The sequence below is a fragment of the Streptomyces sp. NPDC033178 genome, assembly GCF_055577685.1.
In genome coordinates this window covers 577295-595969 of sequence record NZ_JBVIPT010000002.1, presented here as the reverse complement: position 1 = coordinate 595969, position 18675 = coordinate 577295, and the positions used below count along the sequence as shown (strand labels likewise).

Here is an 18675-nt window from a genome sequence, read left to right as displayed (position 1 = left end):
CGCAGTCCTGACCCGACGTGTCGGTTCCGCATCGGAACCTCGCTTGTTTCCCGCCATTTCCACCACCGAAACACGCTTTTCGATGTGACTTACGCGACGATGACCAGGCCCGGCCTGACCTACGCGGTCCGGGAGGCGTAGCCTTTATTCCCGCTGTCCATCACCTTGTGAAGCGGAAGAGGGCGGTTGCCGCCGTGTCGCCACAGTCCCCCAGTAACTCGAGCACCTCGACCGAGGACCAAGCCGGGAAGAACCCCGCTGCTGCGTTCGGTCCCAATGAGTGGCTCGTCGACGAGATCTATCAGCAGTACCTCCAGGACCCGAATTCGGTAGACCGAGCCTGGTGGGACTTCTTCGCCGACTACAAGCCGGGCGGCGTCGCCGCCTCGGCCCCGTCGGGTGCCGCGGCCGCGGGGGCCGCGGGAACCACCACGGTCGCTCCGGCCGCCCCTGCGGCGCCCGCGGCTCCGGCCCAGGCCGCTCCGGCCCCGGCCGCACCCGCGGCGCCGAAGCCCGCGGCCGCCGCGCCCGCGAAGCCTGCCGCCGCTGCTCCTGCCGCGGCTCCGGCGAAGCCCGCCGCGGCCAAGCCGGCCGCCGCGAAGGCCGCGCCGGCGTCGGAGGCTCCCGCGGGCCCGGAGTACGTGACGCTGCGCGGACCGAGCGCCGCGGTCGCGAAGAACATGAACGCCTCGCTGGAGCTGCCCACGGCCACGTCCGTGCGCGCGGTCCCGGTGAAGCTGCTCTTCGACAACCGCATCGTCATCAACAACCACCTGAAGCGCGCCCGGGGCGGGAAGATCTCCTTCACCCACCTCATCGGCTACGCGATGGTGCAGGCCATCAAGGCCATGCCGTCGATGAACTACTCCTTCGTGGAGAAGGACGGCAAGCCGACCCTGGTCAAGCCGGAGCACATCAACTTCGGCCTCGCCATCGACCTGGTGAAGCCCAACGGCGACCGCCAGCTGGTCGTCGCGGGCATCAAGAAGGCCGAGACGCTGAACTTCTTCGAGTTCTGGCAGGCCTACGAGGACATCGTCCGCCGCGCCCGTGACGGCAAGCTGACGATGGACGACTTCACCGGTGTCACGGTCTCGCTGACCAACCCCGGCGGCCTCGGCACCGTCCACTCGGTCCCGCGTCTGATGCCCGGTCAGTCGGTCATCATGGGCGTCGGCTCGATGGACTACCCGGCGGAGTTCCAGGGCACGTCCCAGGACACCCTGAACAAGCTCGGCATCTCGAAGGTCATGACGCTCACGTCGACCTACGACCACCGGGTGATCCAGGGCGCCGCGTCGGGCGAGTTCCTCCGCATCGTCGCGAACTACCTCCTCGGCGAGAACGGCTTCTACGACGAGATCTTCGAGGCCCTGCGCATTCCGTACGAGCCGGTCCGCTGGCTCAAGGACATCGACGCCTCGCACGACGACGACGTCACGAAGGCCGCCCGTGTCTTCGAGCTGATCCACTCCTACCGGGTCCGCGGCCACGTCATGGCCGACACCGACCCGCTGGAGTACAAGCAGCGCAAGCACCCCGACCTGGACATCACCGAGCACGGGCTCACCCTGTGGGACCTGGAGCGCGAGTTCGCGGTCGGCGGCTTCGCCGGCAAGTCGATGATGAAGCTGCGCGACATCCTCGGTGTCCTGCGCGACTCGTACTGCCGCACCACCGGCGTCGAGTTCATGCACATCCAGGACCCGAAGCAGCGCAAGTGGATCCAGGACCGCATCGAGCGCTCGAACACCAAGCCGGAGCGCGAGGAGCAGCTGCGCATCCTGCGCCGGCTGAACGCGGCGGAGGCCTTCGAGACCTTCCTGCAGACGAAGTACGTCGGCCAGAAGCGGTTCTCCCTGGAGGGCGGCGAGTCCGTCATCCCGCTGCTCGACGCGGTGCTCGACAGCGCGGCGGAGTCCCGTCTCGACGAGGTCGTCATCGGCATGGCCCACCGCGGCCGCCTGAACGTCCTGGCGAACATCGTCGGCAAGTCGTACGCGCAGATCTTCCGCGAGTTCGAGGGCAACCTCGACCCGAAGTCGATGCACGGCTCCGGCGACGTGAAGTACCACCTGGGCGCCGAGGGCGTGTTCACCGGTCTGGACGGCGAGCAGATCAAGGTCTCGCTGGCCGCCAACCCCTCGCACCTGGAGGCGGTCGACCCGGTCCTGGAGGGTGTCGTCCGCGCCAAGCAGGACGTCATCAACAAGGGCGGCACGGACTTCACGGTCCTGCCGGTGGCCCTGCACGGCGACGCGGCCTTCGCGGGCCAGGGCGTGGTCGCGGAGACCCTGAACATGTCGCAGCTGCGCGGCTACCGCACCGGCGGCACGGTCCACGTGGTCATCAACAACCAGGTCGGTTTCACGGCGGCGCCCGAGTCCTCGCGCTCCTCCATGTACTCGACCGACGTGGCCCGCATGATCGAGGCCCCGATCTTCCACGTGAACGGCGACGACCCGGAGGCCGTGGTCCGCGTCGCGCGCCTCGCCTTCGAGTTCCGCCAGGCGTTCAACAAGGACGTGGTGATCGACCTCATCTGCTACCGCCGCCGCGGTCACAACGAGTCGGACAACCCGGCCTTCACCCAGCCCCTGATGTACGACCTGATCGACAAGAAGCGCTCGGTGCGCAAGCTCTACACCGAGTCCCTCATCGGTCGCGGCGACATCACGCTGGAAGAGGCCGAGCAGGCGCTGCAGGACTACCAGGGCCAGCTGGAGAAGGTCTTCACGGAGGTCCGCGAGGCGGCGAACGCGCCGGCCGAGGCCCATGTCCCGGACGCGCAGCCCGAGTTCCCGGTGACCGTCACCACGGCGGTCTCCCAGGAGGTCGTCAAGCGGATCGCCGAGTCCCAGGTCAACATCCCCGAGCGCGTCACCGTCCACCCGCGTCTGCTGCCCCAGCTGCAGCGCCGCGCGGCCATGGTCGAGGACGGCACGATCGACTGGGGCATGGGCGAGACGCTGGCCATCGGCTCCCTGCTCCTTGAGGGCACCCCGGTGCGCCTCTCGGGCCAGGACTCCCGCCGCGGCACGTTCGGCCAGCGCCACGCGGTCCTCATCGACCGGGAGACCGGCGAGGACTTCACCCCGCTCCAGTACATGTCCGAGGACCAGGCCCGCTACAACATCTACGACTCGCTCCTGAGCGAGTACGCGGCGATGGGCTTCGAGTACGGCTACTCGCTCGCGAGGCCGGAGTCCCTGGTCATGTGGGAGGCGCAGTTCGGCGACTTCGTCAACGGCGCCCAGACGGTCGTGGACGAGTTCATCTCGTCGGCGGAGCAGAAGTGGGGTCAGACGTCCGGCGTCACGCTCCTGCTCCCCCACGGCTACGAGGGCCAGGGCCCGGACCACTCGTCCGCGCGCCCGGAGCGCTTCCTCCAGATCTGCGCGCAGAACAACATGACGGTCGCGATGCCGACCCTCCCGTCGAACTACTTCCACCTCCTGCGGTGGCAGGTGCACAACCCGCACCACAAGCCGCTGGTGGTCTTCACCCCGAAGTCGATGCTCCGCCTCAAGGCGGCCGCGTCGAAGGCGGAGGAGTTCACGACGGGCGGCTTCCGTCCGGTCATCGGCGACGCGTCCGTGGACCCGTCCGCAGTCCGCAAGGTCGTCTTCACCGCTGGCAAGGTCTACTACGACCTCGACGCGGAGCGCACCAAGCGCGGCTCGACGGACACGGCCATCATCCGCATCGAGCGCCTGTACCCGCTCCCGGGTGCCGAGCTCCAGGCGGAGATCGCCAAGTACCCGAACGCCGAGAAGTACCTGTGGGCCCAGGAGGAGCCGGCGAACCAGGGTGCCTGGCCGTTCATCGCCCTCAACCTGATCGACCACCTGGACCTGGCGGTCGGCGCGGACGTTCCTCACGGGGAGCGGCTGCGGCGGATCTCCCGTCCAGCGTCCTCTTCACCAGCGGTGGGCTCGGCGAAGCGGCACCAGGCTGAGCAGGAGCAGTTGGTTCGGGAGGTGTTCGAGGCCTAGGCCTCGTCCCACGGCATGCGAATGGGGCCGGCCCCGAGTCCTGAGGACTCGGGGCCGGCCCCATTCGTACGTCCCGTCTAGCCCAGGTAGGCCTCGAAGTCCCAGTAGGGCCTGGTGCGCTGGCGGGCCGAGATGGTGTGCGGGTGCTGGGCGCCCAGGGTGCGGGTGAGGGAGAGAAGGCCGTCCTCCTCCAGCTTCCCCGCCTCCTCCTGCTCCCGGGCCGCACGCAGGTCCGCGGAGAGCGCCACCTGACAGGACAGCGTGAGCGGGTGCTCCTCCCCCAGCGAGTGACGGGCCCGGCGAAGAGTGTCGCGGCTCAGCTCGACGGCGTCGGAGATACGCCCGTTGAAGTTGCGCGCGCTCGCGGCGTTCAGCGCGCAGCCCAGCACCCAGGGGTGGTCGGGGCCGAGCGTGGCGGTGAGACCGGCCATCGCGGACTCGAACATCGACATGGCCTCGGCGCGTTCGCCGGCGGCCTGCATGACGAGGCCGGTGTTCGTGAGCATGCCGGTCGCGACAGGGTGTGCGGGGCCGAGGAGGGCTCGGTAGCCGGCCTCCGCCTCCGCGATCAGATCGCGCGCCTGACTCAGGTCGCCGTGCTCCCGCAGGAAGTTGCCGTAGTTCGTCAGGAAGGACAGCGTGCGGTAATGCTCCCTGCCGTGCAGCTGGACCAGCTGTTCCAGCAGACTGGCCATGGAGGGCCCCACGTCCTGTGTGTAACCGCCTTCGCGACGGCGGCACAGGGCCAGCTGGACGCGTGCCTCCAGGGTCTGCGGATGCAGTGGGCCGAGCACCTGCACATGGAGCCGGACGACAGGCTCCTGGCGGGACAGCGCGTCGCGGTAGCGCCCGAGGAGACGCAGGTCGTGAACGACCGCGCTGCCAGAGTTGAGCGTGCTGATGTGCCGGGCGCGCAGCACGCTCTCCCGCAGCGAGAGCGTCTCCAGGTCCAGCTCGTACGCCTCCGCGTAGCGGCCGAGGAGGCGCAGGCCGACGCCGAGGTTGTGCCGGGCGATCAGGGTGGCGGCCTCGTTCGGACCGAGCAGGCGGCCGTTGCCGTCGAGGACCTCCCGCTGCAGACCATGTGCCTCCTCGTACCGCCCGAGGTGACGCAGGCTGTTGGCCATGGCGCTCTTGGTGCGCAGTTCCCCGAGCTCGTGGCGCTGCGAGTCGGCCTGCAGCCTCTCCAGAACGCCCTTGTCGAGTTCGTACGCGTCCCGGAACCGGCCGCTGGCCCGCAGGATGTTGCTCTCCTGAGTGGTCAGGTCGAGCATGGGCCGGGACAGCGGCTCCAGGTTCCGGGACCAGCGGTCACGGATCTGCTGCGCGAGTTCCAGACCACCCTTGTACTCCCCGCTGCGGAAGCAGTACCGCAGGCAGTTCAGGACCGCCCCCTGGACGCGTGACCGGGTGCTGTCCAGCGCGCCGGAGGGTTCCAGGTGCGGGAGCAGTTCGGCGTATCGCGGCCAGTTCCTGCTGTCCACGGGGTTGCCGGGGTCGGCCTCGGCCAGGAGGCTGCGGACGGCCTTGCGGTGGGTGGTGCGGCTCTCCTCGCTGGTCAGCTTGGAGACGATGTCGTGAACGAGCCGGTGCATGTGCACGGACTCCTGATGCGGGCCCATCTCCGCGCCCGCGGGGCCGCGGGTCTCACGGGTCAGCACCGAGTAGTTGACGAGCGTGTCCAGGGCCCGGGTCCACGCGGGCAGGTCGCTGGACATCCACCGCAGTTCCTCGGGGAGTTCCGCCTGCGGATAGGCGCGGATGAGGCCGAGCGGGATACGTCCGGGTGCGAAGGACGTACTCAGGCTGAGGACGTCGATGGCCTGCGGCTGCGAGCGGCGGAGCCGGTTGAGCAGTATCGACCAGGACGTCATGGACGACTGGGGGAAGCCCTCGCCCGTGGTGGGTTCGTCGACGGTCGTGAGTTTGCGCTCGCGCACCATGCGCAGGTATTCGGGGACTTCCATTCCTGACTCGCCGAGCCAGGACGCGGCCTGGACGAGCGGCAGGGGTACGTCGCCGAACTCGACGGCGACCTCGTCGGCCTGGTCCGCGGTGATGTGCGGGGCTCGGCGCATCAGATAGGCGGTGGACTCCGCGCGCAGGAAGGCGGGGATCTCCAGGACCTCCGTGTGCTCGCTCCAGCCCCGGTTGCGGGAGGTGACCAGGACGTGTCCCGGGCCCTGCGGGAGCAGTACGTCGATGCCCTCGGTGTCGTCCCAGCCGTCGAAGATCAGCAGCCAGCGGGAGTGCGGGTCCCCGCGACGCAGGGCGTCCCGCACGGCTCGGATGCGCTCGCCCGGCTCGCTGCCGCTGCGCAGGTCGAGTTCCACGGCGAGTTCACCGAAGCGGTCGCGCTGGATGTTGCGGTCGTCGGAGTTGATCCACCACACCATGTCGTAGTCGGGGCTGAAACGGTGGGCGTACTCGGCGGCGAGCTGGGTCTTGCCGATGCCGGACATGCCGAGCAGGGTGCAGGCGGCGGCGCCTCGCTCCGCATCGGAAAGACGCTGGTGGAGGTCGGTGAGCAGGTCGTCCCGGCCGGTGAACCTCGGGTTGCGGCGCGGGATCTCGCCCCAGATCTCGGCGCGGGTCTCGGGGTAGCGGAGTTTGGTGGGGAGTGCCCTCGGGGTGCGGCGACGTTCCAGGCCGAGCCTGCTCAGCAGGCGTTCCTCCGCCCCCTCCTCGCTGAGGCCCCACAGACTGGCCGGTTCGAGGACCGCGGTGGCCGGCAGCAGCGGCCGGTTGGTGAGGTTGACGGCGGCGAAGCGGTCGGCGTGCGCGGCGACGAAACCGCGCAGGGCGTCGTTCCACTCACCCGCGGGGCGCGGACCGAGTTCGAAGAACCAGTCGTTGAGAACGAGCAGTACGCGCCCACTGGACAGCAGGAGGTCGCCGAGCGAGTCCTCCAGGGGGACCTCGCGGGGCGGGTCCCAGCGCTGCTGGGTGGCGCGGTGACCGTGCCGCTCCAGGCACTGGGCGATCCATGCCGCCCACGAACGGTGGTACCCGGGGAAGACCACGAGGAAATGCTCGGGTGCCGCCGCACTGTCGCGGCCCGTCCCCCGTTGTTCCGCCATCACACGCTCCCTGCTCCCACGTCCGTCACGCCTGCCCGCCGGATGCGAACGCTCATCCGCCCGCACACGACGCAACTGATCTTGCACCCAGTGTCACCCAGGATTTCGGGTCGCCACGCCGAGACTCTCGTGGTGCCTGCTCATCTCCTGGACGAACTCCCTTCCGGCAAAGGTCAGTTCATCGGATTCGAGGAGAATGGACAAGGCTTCCCCGACCTGTTCCCGGTACGTCTCGAACTGCTGCGTGGCCTTGCGCCGCCAGGCGTCGGGAGTGGTCGGCCCGGCCCGTGCCCGCCACCAGAGGTCGGTGAGCGCCAGATGCGCGTACGCCCCTTGGAGCACGCCCGACAGAGGGCGCGGATCGGGCCGCCACGCCACGCGGTGCAGGGTGCCGCCGCCCGGTCGGTACAGGGGCTCGAACTCGTGCAGGGCGGCCAGTTTGGTGTGGTGGGACTCGTGCACCAGGGACTCCGCCAGCTCCCTCCCGTCGGCGGGCAGTTGGGACAGCACGGCGCCCGGGGCGGACCGGAGGGTAGCGCTCATCGTGGTGCCTCCGTCGCCCACCAGCGGCATGAGCGGCACCACGGCGCGCAGCACCACGCCCGTCTCCGCCCCGCGCCCGGCGTCGGTCGCCGACAGGAGAGCCTGCGCCTCACCCCACGACCGGGCCCACAGCCGGTGGGCGGAGTGCGGGCGCCAGGCCGCCGGCAGGGCCTTGGGGCCGATCCCCCGCCGCGGCACCCGGTAGGGGTTGAGGTCGTCGAGGACGACCGTGCTGCCGGGCAGGGTGCGCAGGGCGGCCCAGCCGGTCCCGCTGCCGACCGGACGCCGTGTGCCGGGATCCGCCCGGGCCAGGGGGCGGGTCAGCACCACATCGCTCGCGCCCGCGCCGTCTGTGAGGCGTACCAGTCCTGCTCCGCCGCTCATCCGGACGCTGCCCGACGGGCAGTACAGCGTGCCGAGTCCGGGCAGTACCAAGGTGCCCGACGGCTGGGTGAGCGTGCCGTCGATCTGGCAGCCCGCGCGAACGGCGGCGGCGACGGCCACGCCGCCCAGGTCCGCCAGATGTCTCTCGAAGGCAGGGCCTTCGGGCGCGGCGAGCGTCTCGGTGAGCCAGGCGCCGGTCATCGGGTAGTCGACGACGTCACGGACGGCGGCGGGATCCGTCCGCTCCGCCCGCTCCAGCAGTACCCAGTCCCGCTCGAAGCTCCGACGCACCGCGGGCGCCAGCTCCGCCCGGCGCTGTTCGACCAGGACGAGGAGGGATTTGAGAAGCAGCATGCGACGCGCGTGGAGTACGGCACTCAGTGCCGCGGTGGCCGCAGGGTGGGGCCGGGTCCGCGCGAGTTCCGTGAAGACCTCGAAGGGGACGGCTGCCAGGGTCATCCCCGGTCTTCCTCGCCAGGCAAGGCGCCAGTGACCGGAAACGTATGCTTCTCGCCCTCGCCGCCCACATACCAGACCTGTCCGAACTCGCGGGAGCTCTTCAGTACTTGATCGACAGCCGCGATGAGCCCCGGATCATCCATGGCACGCAATGTCCGCAGGTCGACGTCGGTGAGGTCGGGCAGGGCCACCGTCCGTCCGGTGTTCCGGCCAGGGTCGGCCGCCCGATTCCTCTGCTCCCCCACCCTCGGCTCCTCCCTGCCGACGCCCGCCCCGCACGGCCGCAACGGCTGCCCAGTTCTTCCCGACGCGTGGGAATCAGAAACCCTTACCGATCAACTCCGGTCATGCTCCGTGTGGTTGAGCCGCTTCTCGGACCAGGGGTACCAGGGCGGCGAGGCGCGGCTCCACTCGTCGTCCGGCAGTGGCCGCCGCCCGCTCGGCGGAGCCGTTCGCGCGGCGAGTTCCTCCGCCGCTCCGCGGGTCGACTCGACGTCGTCCCAGTCGACTTCGGTGAGCACTCCGACGAGCCGCTGCCACTGGTCGCGGGCCGCCCGGTAGGCCTCGCCGGCCGCGGCGGGGCGTCCCATGAGGGCGAGGACCGCGGCGCGGCCGTGCAGCGCGCGGGCGGCCGTCACCGAGCCGGGGTCGTCGCCGTGGACCCGGTGGGCCTCGCGCGCCGCGGCCTCGTACGCCTGGAGCGCGTCGGCCAGGACGGGCGCGGCGGAGCGGTGCCACAGTTCCAGGCGCACGCGCCCCAACTGGAGCCAGGACTCGGCCTGTACGCCGTCGCCGGCGGCGGACCGGACCGCCTGCCCCAGCAGATGCCGGCTCTCGTACAGGTCCGGCAGGAAGCCCAGATGCCGGAACCGTTGTGCGAGCGCGCTCCCGATGAGCCCCTGGAGTCTGCCGCGCTGGGCGGACCGGGCGGGCAGGGCCTTGAGGGCCTCGCGCAGGACGTTCTCGGCCCGGTCGACGATGCCGGCGCCGTCCGGCCGGGAGGCGCGCCGGAGCAGTGACTCGCCCCAGGTGGTGAGGAGTTCGCAGCGCCGGACGCTGTCCGGCGGGGCGAGCATGGCGGCCGTCTCGTACGCCTCGTCGGCCGCCGGGTGGTCGCCCGCGGCGTCGTGGAAGGCGGCCCGGGCGGCCAGGCAGGACAGGCGCAGGGCCGGATCGTCGGCCGCGGCGCGTTCGGCGCGTACGAGGGCGTCGTGGGCCTCGGATCCGTCGGTCCCTGCGGCGTGCAGGGCGCGGGCGAGATCCAGCAGGGCCGGGCCGCGTACGGCGTCGGGGGCGCCCTCGCTGTCCAACAGGGCGCATCCTTCGCGGAGTTCGGGAACGGCTTCGCCGGGCCGGTCCAGGTCGAGCAGCAGTCGTCCGCGGCGCAGCAGCCGCGCGCGGCGCAGCGGTGCGGGCCAAGGGCCGTCCGGGTCGGACAGGACGTCGAGTGCGGCGGTGAGGTGTGCGGTGTCCGCGGTGAGGCGCCACAACTCGTGCCGGGACGCGGCGAGTTCCAGTGCGGCCTCGCTGCGGTGGGGGCTGCCCGCCGGTGCCGTGCGGTGTGCGCGGGTGAACTCGGCGACGGCGGCGTTCAGGAGTTCCGCGCGGCGGTCGCCGGTGCGCGCGGCCGCGGTGCCGGCCTCCGCCCGCAGGACCCGGCCGAGGAGCACATGGGCGCGTACGGCGTCGGGGAGGCCGGTGCCGCCCTGGCGTACCGCTGCTTCGGCCTGTTCCCTGGCGCGGCGCAGGACGGTCGGGTCGGCCAGGGCCTGCCACTGGCCGAGGAGTCGCTCGGCCTCGGCGAGGGGTACGGGCGTCTCCAGGTCGGGGAGGTAGAAGCGCAGGACCCGGGCGGGGATGCGGGCGAACAGTTCGGCCTCGACATCGCCCTGGTCGTCCTGGGGTCCCTCGCCGTCGGTGACGCCGGTCGCGGTGACGGTCGTGGCGTGGTCGGCGAGGCGGGCGGCGGCGAACGCGGCGAAGTTGCGGGTGCCCTTGCCGAAGTGGCGTTCCACGTAGGCGGAACAGTGCTTGAGGACCAGTCCGGCGGTGTCCTGGTCGAGTGAGCCGAGCAGCAGGTCCTGGACCCGCCCCGGGTAGACGAAGCAGGGCTGCCGTTCGGTGCCGGGCAGTTGCCTGAGCAGGCCGCCCAGCAGGACCTCGGCCAGTTCCATGGGCCCGGTGTCCGGGAGCATGGCCCGCTGGACGAGTTGCATGACGGGCAGGGTGAGCGGAGCCGCGGCGAGGTACACGGCCAGGCGGACCGCGCCGGGCGAGGCGCCGGCGCGGAAGGCGCGCAGGAGTTCGTCGTCGCCGCGTGGGGCGGGGGGCCCTGCGGGCACGTTCTGCGCCGGGGCGGGGGCGGGGGTGGTCCAGGCGGCCCAGGCCCGTTCGCTGGTCGGGCCGGTGCCGGACAGGAGGCGGGAGAAGGCCTCGAAGGCCTCGGGGGTCGGCTGGAGCACCGGCACGGGGCGGGCTCCGGCGGCCGGTTCGTCCCAGGGCTCCTCGTCGGGCAGGAAGGCGGTGCGTCCGCCGGTCTCCGCCTGCCTGACCAGCAGTCCCGGTTCGGCGGGCAGTGCGGTGCGGCCCCAGAGCCGGGGCGGCAGCGGCTGGACGACGGCGAGCGGCGAGGTGCGGGGCCAGCCGTGCAGGAGCCGCTGTGCGCTGCCGTTCTGCCACAGGGGGCCCACGCAGTCGCTGATCACGAGGGTGAGCCAGCGGCCCGTGGGGTCGTGGAACTCGTCGGCCGAGCGCAGCCGGGTGTGGTGGCTCGGCCCGGCGGTGGTGCCGATGAGCGGGATGCCGCCGTCGCCCGCGTACAGATGGTGGACCCGGACGCTGCCGAAGGCCCCGGACTGCTGGCAGGCCTGGCGCAGTTCCTCGACCAGTTGCCCCCAGACGGCCATCGCGGGGCCGGTGTCCATGAGGAGCTGGATGTCGCAGCGCCGGCGGCGGCCCGGGCGGCGGACGGGCACCAGGACTCCGCTGGCGGCCGCGTGGTCGGCGGTCGCCTCCTCGTCGATCGCTCCGTCCCGGGGCGGGGCGGCGGGCCCCCGGTAGCGGCCAAGGGCGCGCAGCGCCTGTTCGAGGCCCAGCAGGCCCGGCAGCGCGGTGGCCGCCGGGGCGCGCACCGGGAAGACCTGCCGGGCGCCGTCCGTCGCTGGACCGGCACCGCCGCCCGCCGTGTGCAGGGGGACGGCGCCGAGCGAGGTGTCCGCGCCGGGTTCCTGGCCGGTCCCGGGGGTGTGGTCCGCCGGTGAGCGGATCGTCGGCCCCGTCCCGTTCTCCGGCGGGGCGGACGGGTCGGCCGGCCTGCGGTCCTGCCCGGCGCGGGGCGGCGCCGGTTCGAGCCACCGGGACAGCCAGACGGCGTCGGCCACCTCTTCGGCGGTGGGGTCGAGGCCGCCCCGGCGCAGCCTGCCGATCAGGTCCTCCAGATGCATCCCGTGCATCCGGCTCACCGCGAGCGGTCGAGTGGGTGCATGAGCAGGTCCGCGATCCGCTCGCGGGTGAGGCGCTCCGCGTGGGGGGTGTGCTGGGTGAGGAAGAGGGCGTTGAGCAGTTGGTCGGCGGCGACGACCTCGCCGGGCTCCCGGTCGAGGAACCGGTCGATGAGATCGCGCCCCTGGTCGACGCTCTCGCCGCCGAGGTGTGCCTCGACCATGGCGGTGAGCTGTTCCTCGCCGGGCGGTTCGAGCTCCAGCTGGATGCAGCGCCGCAGGAGGGGAGCGGGGAAGTCCCTCTCCCCGTTGGACGTCAGGATGATGAGCGGGAAGGCGGTGCAGGCGATGCGTCCGCCGTGCACGGGCACGCGGCGGCCGTCGTGGGTGAGCACCTCGACGACGGGTTCGCGGTCGGCCACGCGCTCCAGCTCGGGGACGGCGAACTCGCCCTCCTCCAGCGTGTTCAGCAGGTCGTTGGGCAGGTCGAGGTCGCTCTTGTCGAGTTCGTCGATCAGCAGCACGCGGGGCACCTCGGCGGGCAGCAGCGCGGTACCGAGGGGGCCGAGTCGTACGTACGATCCGATGCCGGACGGGGCGGCCGCGGGTGCGGCGGTGGCGCCCTGGGCCCGCTCCAGCTGGACGTCCTGGAGGCGGCCGATGGCGTCGTAGCGGTACAGGCCGTCCTGGAGTGTGGTGCGGCTGACGACGGGCCAGCGCAGGACCCGGCCGAGGCCCAGCTCGTGGGCCACCGCGTAGGCGAGGGTGGACTTGCCGGTGCCCGGGTTGCCGGTGACGAGGAGGGGGCGGCGCAGATAGAGGGCCGCGTTGACGGCGTCGACCTCGGCGGGCCGGGGCGCGTAGTTCTCCACGAGGCGCCGCCGTACGCCGAGCCGGCGGGCGCTGCTCGGGTCGTCCGGTCCGGACTCGGGCCGGTCGGGTGCCGCCGCGAAGTCCCGCCAAGGGGGCGGCGGGGGTAACTGCCGCACACCGTCGTGCGGCTGACCCACCCCGCGGTAGATCCGCCAGTCGTTCACCATGGGCTCCTCCCGGCTCTGGTGATCATGCAGCGGGTCCCGGCTGTTCGATGTACGACGTTACCGCCGGTGCGCCGGGCCTGCCGAGCTTCCGGTTCGTCCGGTATCGAATCCGGTCAGCGAACATCCGTGCGAGGCAAGGGGGTTGGGAGTCGATTCACGTGTCGGGGGCTGCCATGAGGGGCGGTTGCATGGGTTCCGTTCCGTGTGGCGGACGATCCGGCGGATCGAACAGTACAGCGATGTCGCCCACGAGACCCTCCGCCGTGTCGGGATCCGACACCCGGATCCTGAGCTCGCGCACCTGCCGGTGCAGACCCTCGGCCCCGCCCGCCAGACCCAGCAGCCGCCCGGCCTGCAGATGGAACTCCCGGCACTCGTCGTGGTCGTGGCCGTCCCTGCGCCACAGCACCAGGGGGTGCCCGGCGGCGAGCGCGGCCGCCATCGCGTCGAAGCCGGGACCGCTCCCGACCGGGCCGCAGTGGACGGGAACACACGCGTCGTCCATGCCCGAGAGCCGGCCGTACGCCGCCATCCTGCCCTCCGGGCGTCCCGTCTCCGGGTGCCCCTGAGCCGTCGCCTCACCCCTCAGCGGCCCGGCGGACAGCGGCCGGTTCGCCACGCCCGCCCATCTGCGGCGCCATTCGGGGCTGGGCGGCCGGGTGCCTCGCCTGCGGTCGCGGATGACGACGACCCTGCGCAGCCCGAGCGGCATGGACTGTTCGTCGAAGAGGTCGGCGTCGTCCCAGCCGTCATCGGGGCCCAGTCGCCAGTCGTCCAGCGGTACGTCGAACAGCCGGCGTGGCAGGAAGGCCTCGACCGCGGCCAGGTGTTCGCCGCGGTCGCCCAGGCGCAGGGCCTCCGCCAGTGGCTCCCTCAGGTACCGGTGCAGTTCGTCGCGGTGCACGCCGTGGTCGTTGCTGTAGAGCGGGGTGACGTCCTGGCCGTCGTAGAGGAGTTTGACGCTCAGGGGATACCGCTCTCCGTAGACGGGCTCCCCGACGTCGACGAGGACGTCGGCCCTGGCCCGGGACGGTGTCCGGGCGACCGTGGCGACGGTCGTCGGTGTCTGGAGGGTCTCCTCGGACAGGCGCTCCAGGAGGGCGTCGATGTCCTCGCGGATGGCCTGCCGTGCGGAGAGGGTCGCCTGCTCGGTGATCCAGGCGGTGAAGGCGCGCAGCCGGTCCCGGTCCACGTCGGCGGGGTGGTCGAGGGCGGCCTGCCTGGCCACCTTCGCCGCGTACAACAGGACGGCGTCGAGGGCGAGTTCGGGTCTGCCGCCGTGGTCGCCCGGGTCCCGCAGGCCGTGCAGGAGTCCGGCGCCCTCGCGCCAGGTGCGCGGGTCGTGCTCGATGGGCGAGCGGTAGTCCTCCTGCACCACACGGGACTTGACCTCGTGGACGAGGTGCATGACCTCGCCCGGGCCGCCGGGCGGCGGGAGTTGGGCGAAGTGGCCGTAGAGACGCACGCGCAGGCCGGGGTCGAGCCCGTGGGCACCGGGGCCGCGTAGCCGGGCCTGGGCCCTGGTCCAGTCGGCGCCCGCCGCCGGGTCGTTGAAGCGGCCTAGGTGGTGGAGGTCGTGCTCCCCCATGACGGTGTGCAGGATCTCGCCGCCCCGCACGTCGTACAGCTCGCGCAGCGCGGTGATGGGGACGGCGGCTCCCTCGTGCCGGCCGCGCCCCTTGTTCATGCCGATGACGGCGCCGTGCCGCAGGTCGACCACGGGCCCGCCCGAGACTCCCTCGACCGGCGTCTGGCCGGTGAGGAGCAGCGCCTTGCCGTCCAGGGCCGACGCCTCTCCGATGCCGTGCCGCATACCGAGGTCGCCGGTCTGCCGTGACCAGCCGTGCAGACTGACCGGAGCGGGGATGGTCGGCGCCCGGTCGCTCAGCCAGACGCACGGCGCGTCGTCCGCGCCCCGCACCCTGACAAGCGCGATGTCCGGGAACCGCCAGCTGCCGCGGGCCCCCTCGGGCTCCTCGGGCCGCGGTTTGGCGAGCACCACCTCGCCGGTGGTCTTGCCCCCCTGCCAGGTCACGCCGACGGCGTTGCCACTTCGCCACACGGCCGCTCCCCCCTTTCCCACGACATGGGCGCAGGTCAGCAGCCAGCCGGGTGCTATGAAGAAACCGCTGCCCCAGTACTCCTCACGGTCCGGTGCATACCCGTCGCCCGGTGCCACGATGCGCGCGAGCGAGGGGCGCACCATTTCCTCAAGGGCGCTCATCCGGTGCCGGAGGCCGAGGGTCCGGGCTGCCCGTCGCCGCCGTCCCCCTGCCCCGCACCCGCCGCGCCCGCCTGCCCCGCGGGCTCGGTCCAGGTCAGGGACACGGAAAGGGAAGCCTGGCCACCGCCTCCCGCGATGGCTCCTACGATCCTGCCTGCCTGCGCCGACAGTTCGATGCCGAAGCTCACGGCCACCTCGACGGGTGCCGGGGTGTCCAGACCGGCGCGCAGGGAGCGCACGACGCCACCTACCGCGTCGGCCAGTCCGCCCGCCATGTCGACGATCCGGTCCCCGACCCCGGTGTCCTGATATCCGTCCCCGTCCAGCGCGGCCTCGTCCGCCGCACTGACCCTCGCCCATACGACGGTCCCGTCGTCGAGCCGTATCCGTTCGATCCCTCCACCCACGGCGCCCCCGTCCGTTCGCTGCCGGTTTCCCTTTGCCAACTGTGAAGCTCCCCCTACCGCAGGGAAGGAGAAGGCTAACTCCCGACCTGGGACATGTGCGAGGGGCACCTATGCGGGGGCACCTGTCGGTGACGGCTCCCGGAGACCGGATCCGGCGGGCAGTACATAGGCTGTGACCGGAAGCGGAACACGGACGCACGCAGGAGAACACCCCATGTACTTCACCGACCGCGGCATCGAGGAACTGGAGAAGCGGCGCGGCCAGGAAGAGGTCACCTTCGAGTGGCTCGCCGAGCAGCTGCGTACGTTCGTCGATCTCAACCCGGACTTCGAGGTCCCAGTCGAGCGACTGGCCACCTGGCTGGCCCGCCTGGACGACGAGGACGAGGACGACGAGTAGGGCCTGGTCAGGGGTGGAGTAAGCCCTGTTCGGGGTTCGGGCCGAGCTTGTTCGGGGTTCGGCCCGGGCGCTTCCGGCGCCCGCCGCGGGGCAGTCGCGCTGGCGCATGAGGTCGTACGCCGACCCGAGCGCCCTGTGCGCCACCGGGAGCGCCCCCGCCGCGATCCGGCCGCCGCCGGCCGGCACACGCTCCAGCCAGGGGCCGAGCGATCCCCCCTCTCGACGACGTCGAGTTCAGCGCGGAAGGCAGGGCGACATCCGCGTGGGCGAGACGCGCCCGGATTATTGGTTTTTGTGCTGACTAATGCACCTCGGATCACCCGCACGAGTGCCTTGACTTCACCGATCCGCGATATATCGTGTCTATTGGAAGACGCGATATGGCGTGTCGTGTCCCGCCCCGGCCGAGGAGGTCAGCACCATGTCCGAGTGGTCCGTCACAGAGCCCGACAAGCTCACCTTCGACGAACCGGTGACGTCCCTCCATGTGCGCATCGCCAATGGAACGGTGAACGTCGTGGGGATCGACGGGGGTTCCACCCGACTCGAAGTGTCCTCGATAGAGGGACCACCTCTGGTGGTGACGCAGGAGAACGGCACGCTCACGGTCGCCTATGAGGACCTGCCCTGGAAGGGCTTCCTCAAGTGGCTCGACCGCAAGGGCTGGCGCCGCAGCGCGGTGGTCTCCCTGGCCGTTCCGTCACGTACGCGCGTCGAGGTCGGCGTGGTCGGCGCCACCGCCGTGATCTCCGGTGTCGACGGGCGCGCGGTGGTGAAGGGCATCTCCGGCGACACGACACTCGTGGGACTCTCCGGCCCGGTGCGCGCGGACACGGTGTCGGGGAACGTGGAGGCGCAGGCCCTCACCGGCGACCTCCGGCTCAACTCCGTCTCCGGCGACCTGACCGTCATCGAGGGCTCCAGCCCCTCCGTGCGGGTCGAGTCGGTCAGCGGTTCCGTGATCGTCGACCTCGACCCGGCGGGGCGGCCGAGCGACATCAGCCTGACCAGCATCTCGGGCGAGATCGCGATCCGCCTGCCGCATCCGGCCGACGCGGAGGTCCAGGTGGACTCGGCGAGCGGCACGGTCTCCAGCGCCTTCGAGGACCTCAGGGTCGGCGGCCAGTGGGGCGCCAAGAAGATCACGGGCAGGCTGGGCGCGGGGAACGGCCGGTTGAAGGCGACCACCGTCTCGGGCTCCATCGCCCTGCTGCGACGGCCCCCTTCGGAGGACGAACCATGGGACGAGGGAGTGGACTTCAAGAAGGGGACGGACTTCGGGGAGGATGAGCCGGAAGACACGGTTCCTGTTGGGGCCGGGTCCGAGCACGGCAAGGGGCACAGCGCGGTGCCCGAGGACACGGTGCCCGGCACTCACGTCAGCACCGGACCGGGCGCCTCACCGACGGACGGCCCCGCCGAGACCCCCACTTCGGGCGCGACGCCCGCCGCGGCCCCCGACTCCGGCCCCGCCGGGCATTCCGACGCCGGCGTCACCGACGACCCGACCCACGAGAAGGGGCTCTGACATGGCTCCCGTCTTTGCCCATGGCCGCCTGCGGCTCTACCTGCTGAAGCTCCTGGACGAGGCACCGCGCCACGGTTACGAGGTGATCCGCCTCCTGGAGGAGCGCTTCCAGGGGCTGTACGCGCCGTCGGCCGGCACCGTGTACCCCCGGCTGTCCAAGCTGGAGGCCGAGGGCCTGGTCACCCACACCACCGAGGGCGGCCGGAAGGTGTACGCGATCACGGACGCGGGCCGGGCCGAGCTGGCCGACCGCAGCGGTGAACTGGTCGATCTGGAGCTGGAGATCCGCGAGTCGGTGGCCGAGCTCGCCGCGGAGATCCGTGCCGATGTGCGCGGCGCGGCAGGCGATCTGCGCCGGGAGATGCGGGCGGCGGCGAGCGAGGCACGGCGGAGTTCCACGGGAGCAGGCGCCAAGGGGGAGCGCGCCGAACACGAGGGCGCCCACGGGGACTTCACGGACTACGGCGACAAGGAGGCGTGGCGCGTCGCGAAGGAGGAGATGCGCCGCGTCAAACAGGAGTGGAAGGAGCAGGCCCGGCGCGCCAAGGACGAGAGCCGGCGGGCCCGCGAGGATGCCCAGCGGGCACGCCACCAGGCCAAGGAGGCGCAGGAGCGGGCGCGGGCACAGGCCCAGGAGGAGCTCCAGCGCATCGCCAAGCGCGTCCAGGACCAGGTGCAGGACCACTTCACCCGGGGCGACTGGCCGACGGGCGTGCGCGAGGGCATCACCGAACTGGCCAAGGAATTCGGCGAGTTCGGAAAGGACTTCGGCAAGGAGTTCGGGAAGGACTTCGGCTTCGGCCGCCCGGGAACAGGAAAGGGGGCGGGGACGGGAGCAGGCGCTGGGCCTGGGGCAGGGGCAGGAGCAGGTGCTGGGACGAGGGAGCCCGACTACACGGTCACCCCTGAGGACTTCCCCGCCGGTTACGAACCCTCCTGGGCCCACGAGGACTCCACGGGCGACCCCGCCCGCGATCTCGACCGCCTCCTGGACCGCTTCCGCGACGACATCCGCGACGCGGCCCGCGACCACGGAGTAACAGAGGAGCAACTGCGCGACGCCCGACGCCACTTGTCGACGGCGGCGGCACACATAGGGGCGGCGCTGCGGACGCCCAGGGGCTGAAAGGAGGCCTGCCGGGGCGGGGGCGCCCATCGACTCCAGGGCGCCCCCG

Annotated in this window: 11 protein-coding genes; 4 read left to right on the top strand and 7 right to left on the bottom strand. The window is 71.8% G+C overall.

Annotated elements, in window-relative coordinates; translation table 11 throughout:
* Positions 1–194: 194 nt before the first annotated feature.
* Entirely contained in the window at positions 195–3995 is a 3801-nt protein-coding gene (locus tag ACZ5VQ_RS06555; RefSeq protein ID WP_469103928.1) for a multifunctional oxoglutarate decarboxylase/oxoglutarate dehydrogenase thiamine pyrophosphate-binding subunit/dihydrolipoyllysine-residue succinyltransferase subunit, read from the top strand.
* Between the two features lie 77 nt (positions 3996–4072).
* Here ACZ5VQ_RS06555 and fxsT read toward each other — a convergent pair whose 3' ends face one another.
* The 7 genes from fxsT to ACZ5VQ_RS06520 all read right to left on the bottom strand — a co-directional run bounded on the left by fxsT (position 4073) and on the right by ACZ5VQ_RS06520 (position 15572).
* Positions 4073–7075, bottom strand: coding sequence for an FxSxx-COOH system tetratricopeptide repeat protein (gene fxsT / locus ACZ5VQ_RS06550; RefSeq protein WP_469103927.1), 3003 nt, complete (start codon positions 7073–7075; stop codon positions 4073–4075).
* 93 nt (positions 7076–7168) lie between these two features.
* Positions 7169–8461 (bottom strand): aKG-HExxH-type peptide beta-hydroxylase, encoded by a 1293-nt coding sequence (locus ACZ5VQ_RS06545; RefSeq protein ID WP_469103926.1) that lies wholly within the window; start codon positions 8459–8461, stop codon positions 7169–7171.
* A complete protein-coding gene (locus ACZ5VQ_RS06540; RefSeq protein WP_200402114.1) occupies positions 8458–8652 on the bottom strand; it encodes a hypothetical protein in 195 nt (64 codons plus the stop codon). Before ACZ5VQ_RS06540 ends, ACZ5VQ_RS06545 begins: the two co-directional genes overlap by 4 nt.
* Positions 8653–8796: 144 nt before the next feature.
* Positions 8797–11913, bottom strand: a complete 3117-nt coding sequence (locus ACZ5VQ_RS06535; RefSeq protein ID WP_469103925.1) for an SAV_2336 N-terminal domain-related protein — start codon at positions 11911–11913, stop codon at positions 8797–8799.
* A gap of 5 nt (positions 11914–11918) precedes the next feature.
* Positions 11919–12938: an AAA family ATPase gene (locus ACZ5VQ_RS06530; protein WP_362086437.1), complete on the bottom strand. Its 1020-nt coding sequence runs from the start codon at positions 12936–12938 to the stop codon at positions 11919–11921.
* A 157-nt stretch (positions 12939–13095) separates the two neighbouring features.
* Entirely contained in the window at positions 13096–15165 is a 2070-nt protein-coding gene (locus ACZ5VQ_RS06525) for a VMAP-C domain-containing protein (RefSeq protein WP_469103924.1), read from the bottom strand.
* Positions 15162–15572, bottom strand: coding sequence for a CU044_2847 family protein (locus tag ACZ5VQ_RS06520; protein ID WP_307521506.1), 411 nt, complete (start codon positions 15570–15572; stop codon positions 15162–15164). Before ACZ5VQ_RS06520 ends, ACZ5VQ_RS06525 begins: the two co-directional genes overlap by 4 nt.
* Before the next feature lie 214 nt (positions 15573–15786).
* Between ACZ5VQ_RS06520 and ACZ5VQ_RS06515 the strand changes: the two genes are divergently transcribed.
* From ACZ5VQ_RS06515 to ACZ5VQ_RS06505, 3 genes are all read left to right on the top strand, one after another.
* Entirely contained in the window at positions 15787–15972 is a 186-nt protein-coding gene (locus tag ACZ5VQ_RS06515) for a DUF6104 family protein (protein WP_362086406.1), read from the top strand.
* Positions 15973–16393: 421 nt separating this feature from the next.
* A complete protein-coding gene (locus ACZ5VQ_RS06510) occupies positions 16394–17500 on the top strand; it encodes a DUF4097 family beta strand repeat-containing protein (protein ID WP_469103923.1) in 1107 nt (368 codons plus the stop codon).
* Between the two features lies 1 nt (position 17501).
* Complete coding sequence (locus tag ACZ5VQ_RS06505) at positions 17502–18626, top strand: PadR family transcriptional regulator (RefSeq protein WP_469103922.1); 1125 nt, start codon at positions 17502–17504, stop codon at positions 18624–18626.
* Positions 18627–18675 lie beyond the last annotated feature (49 nt).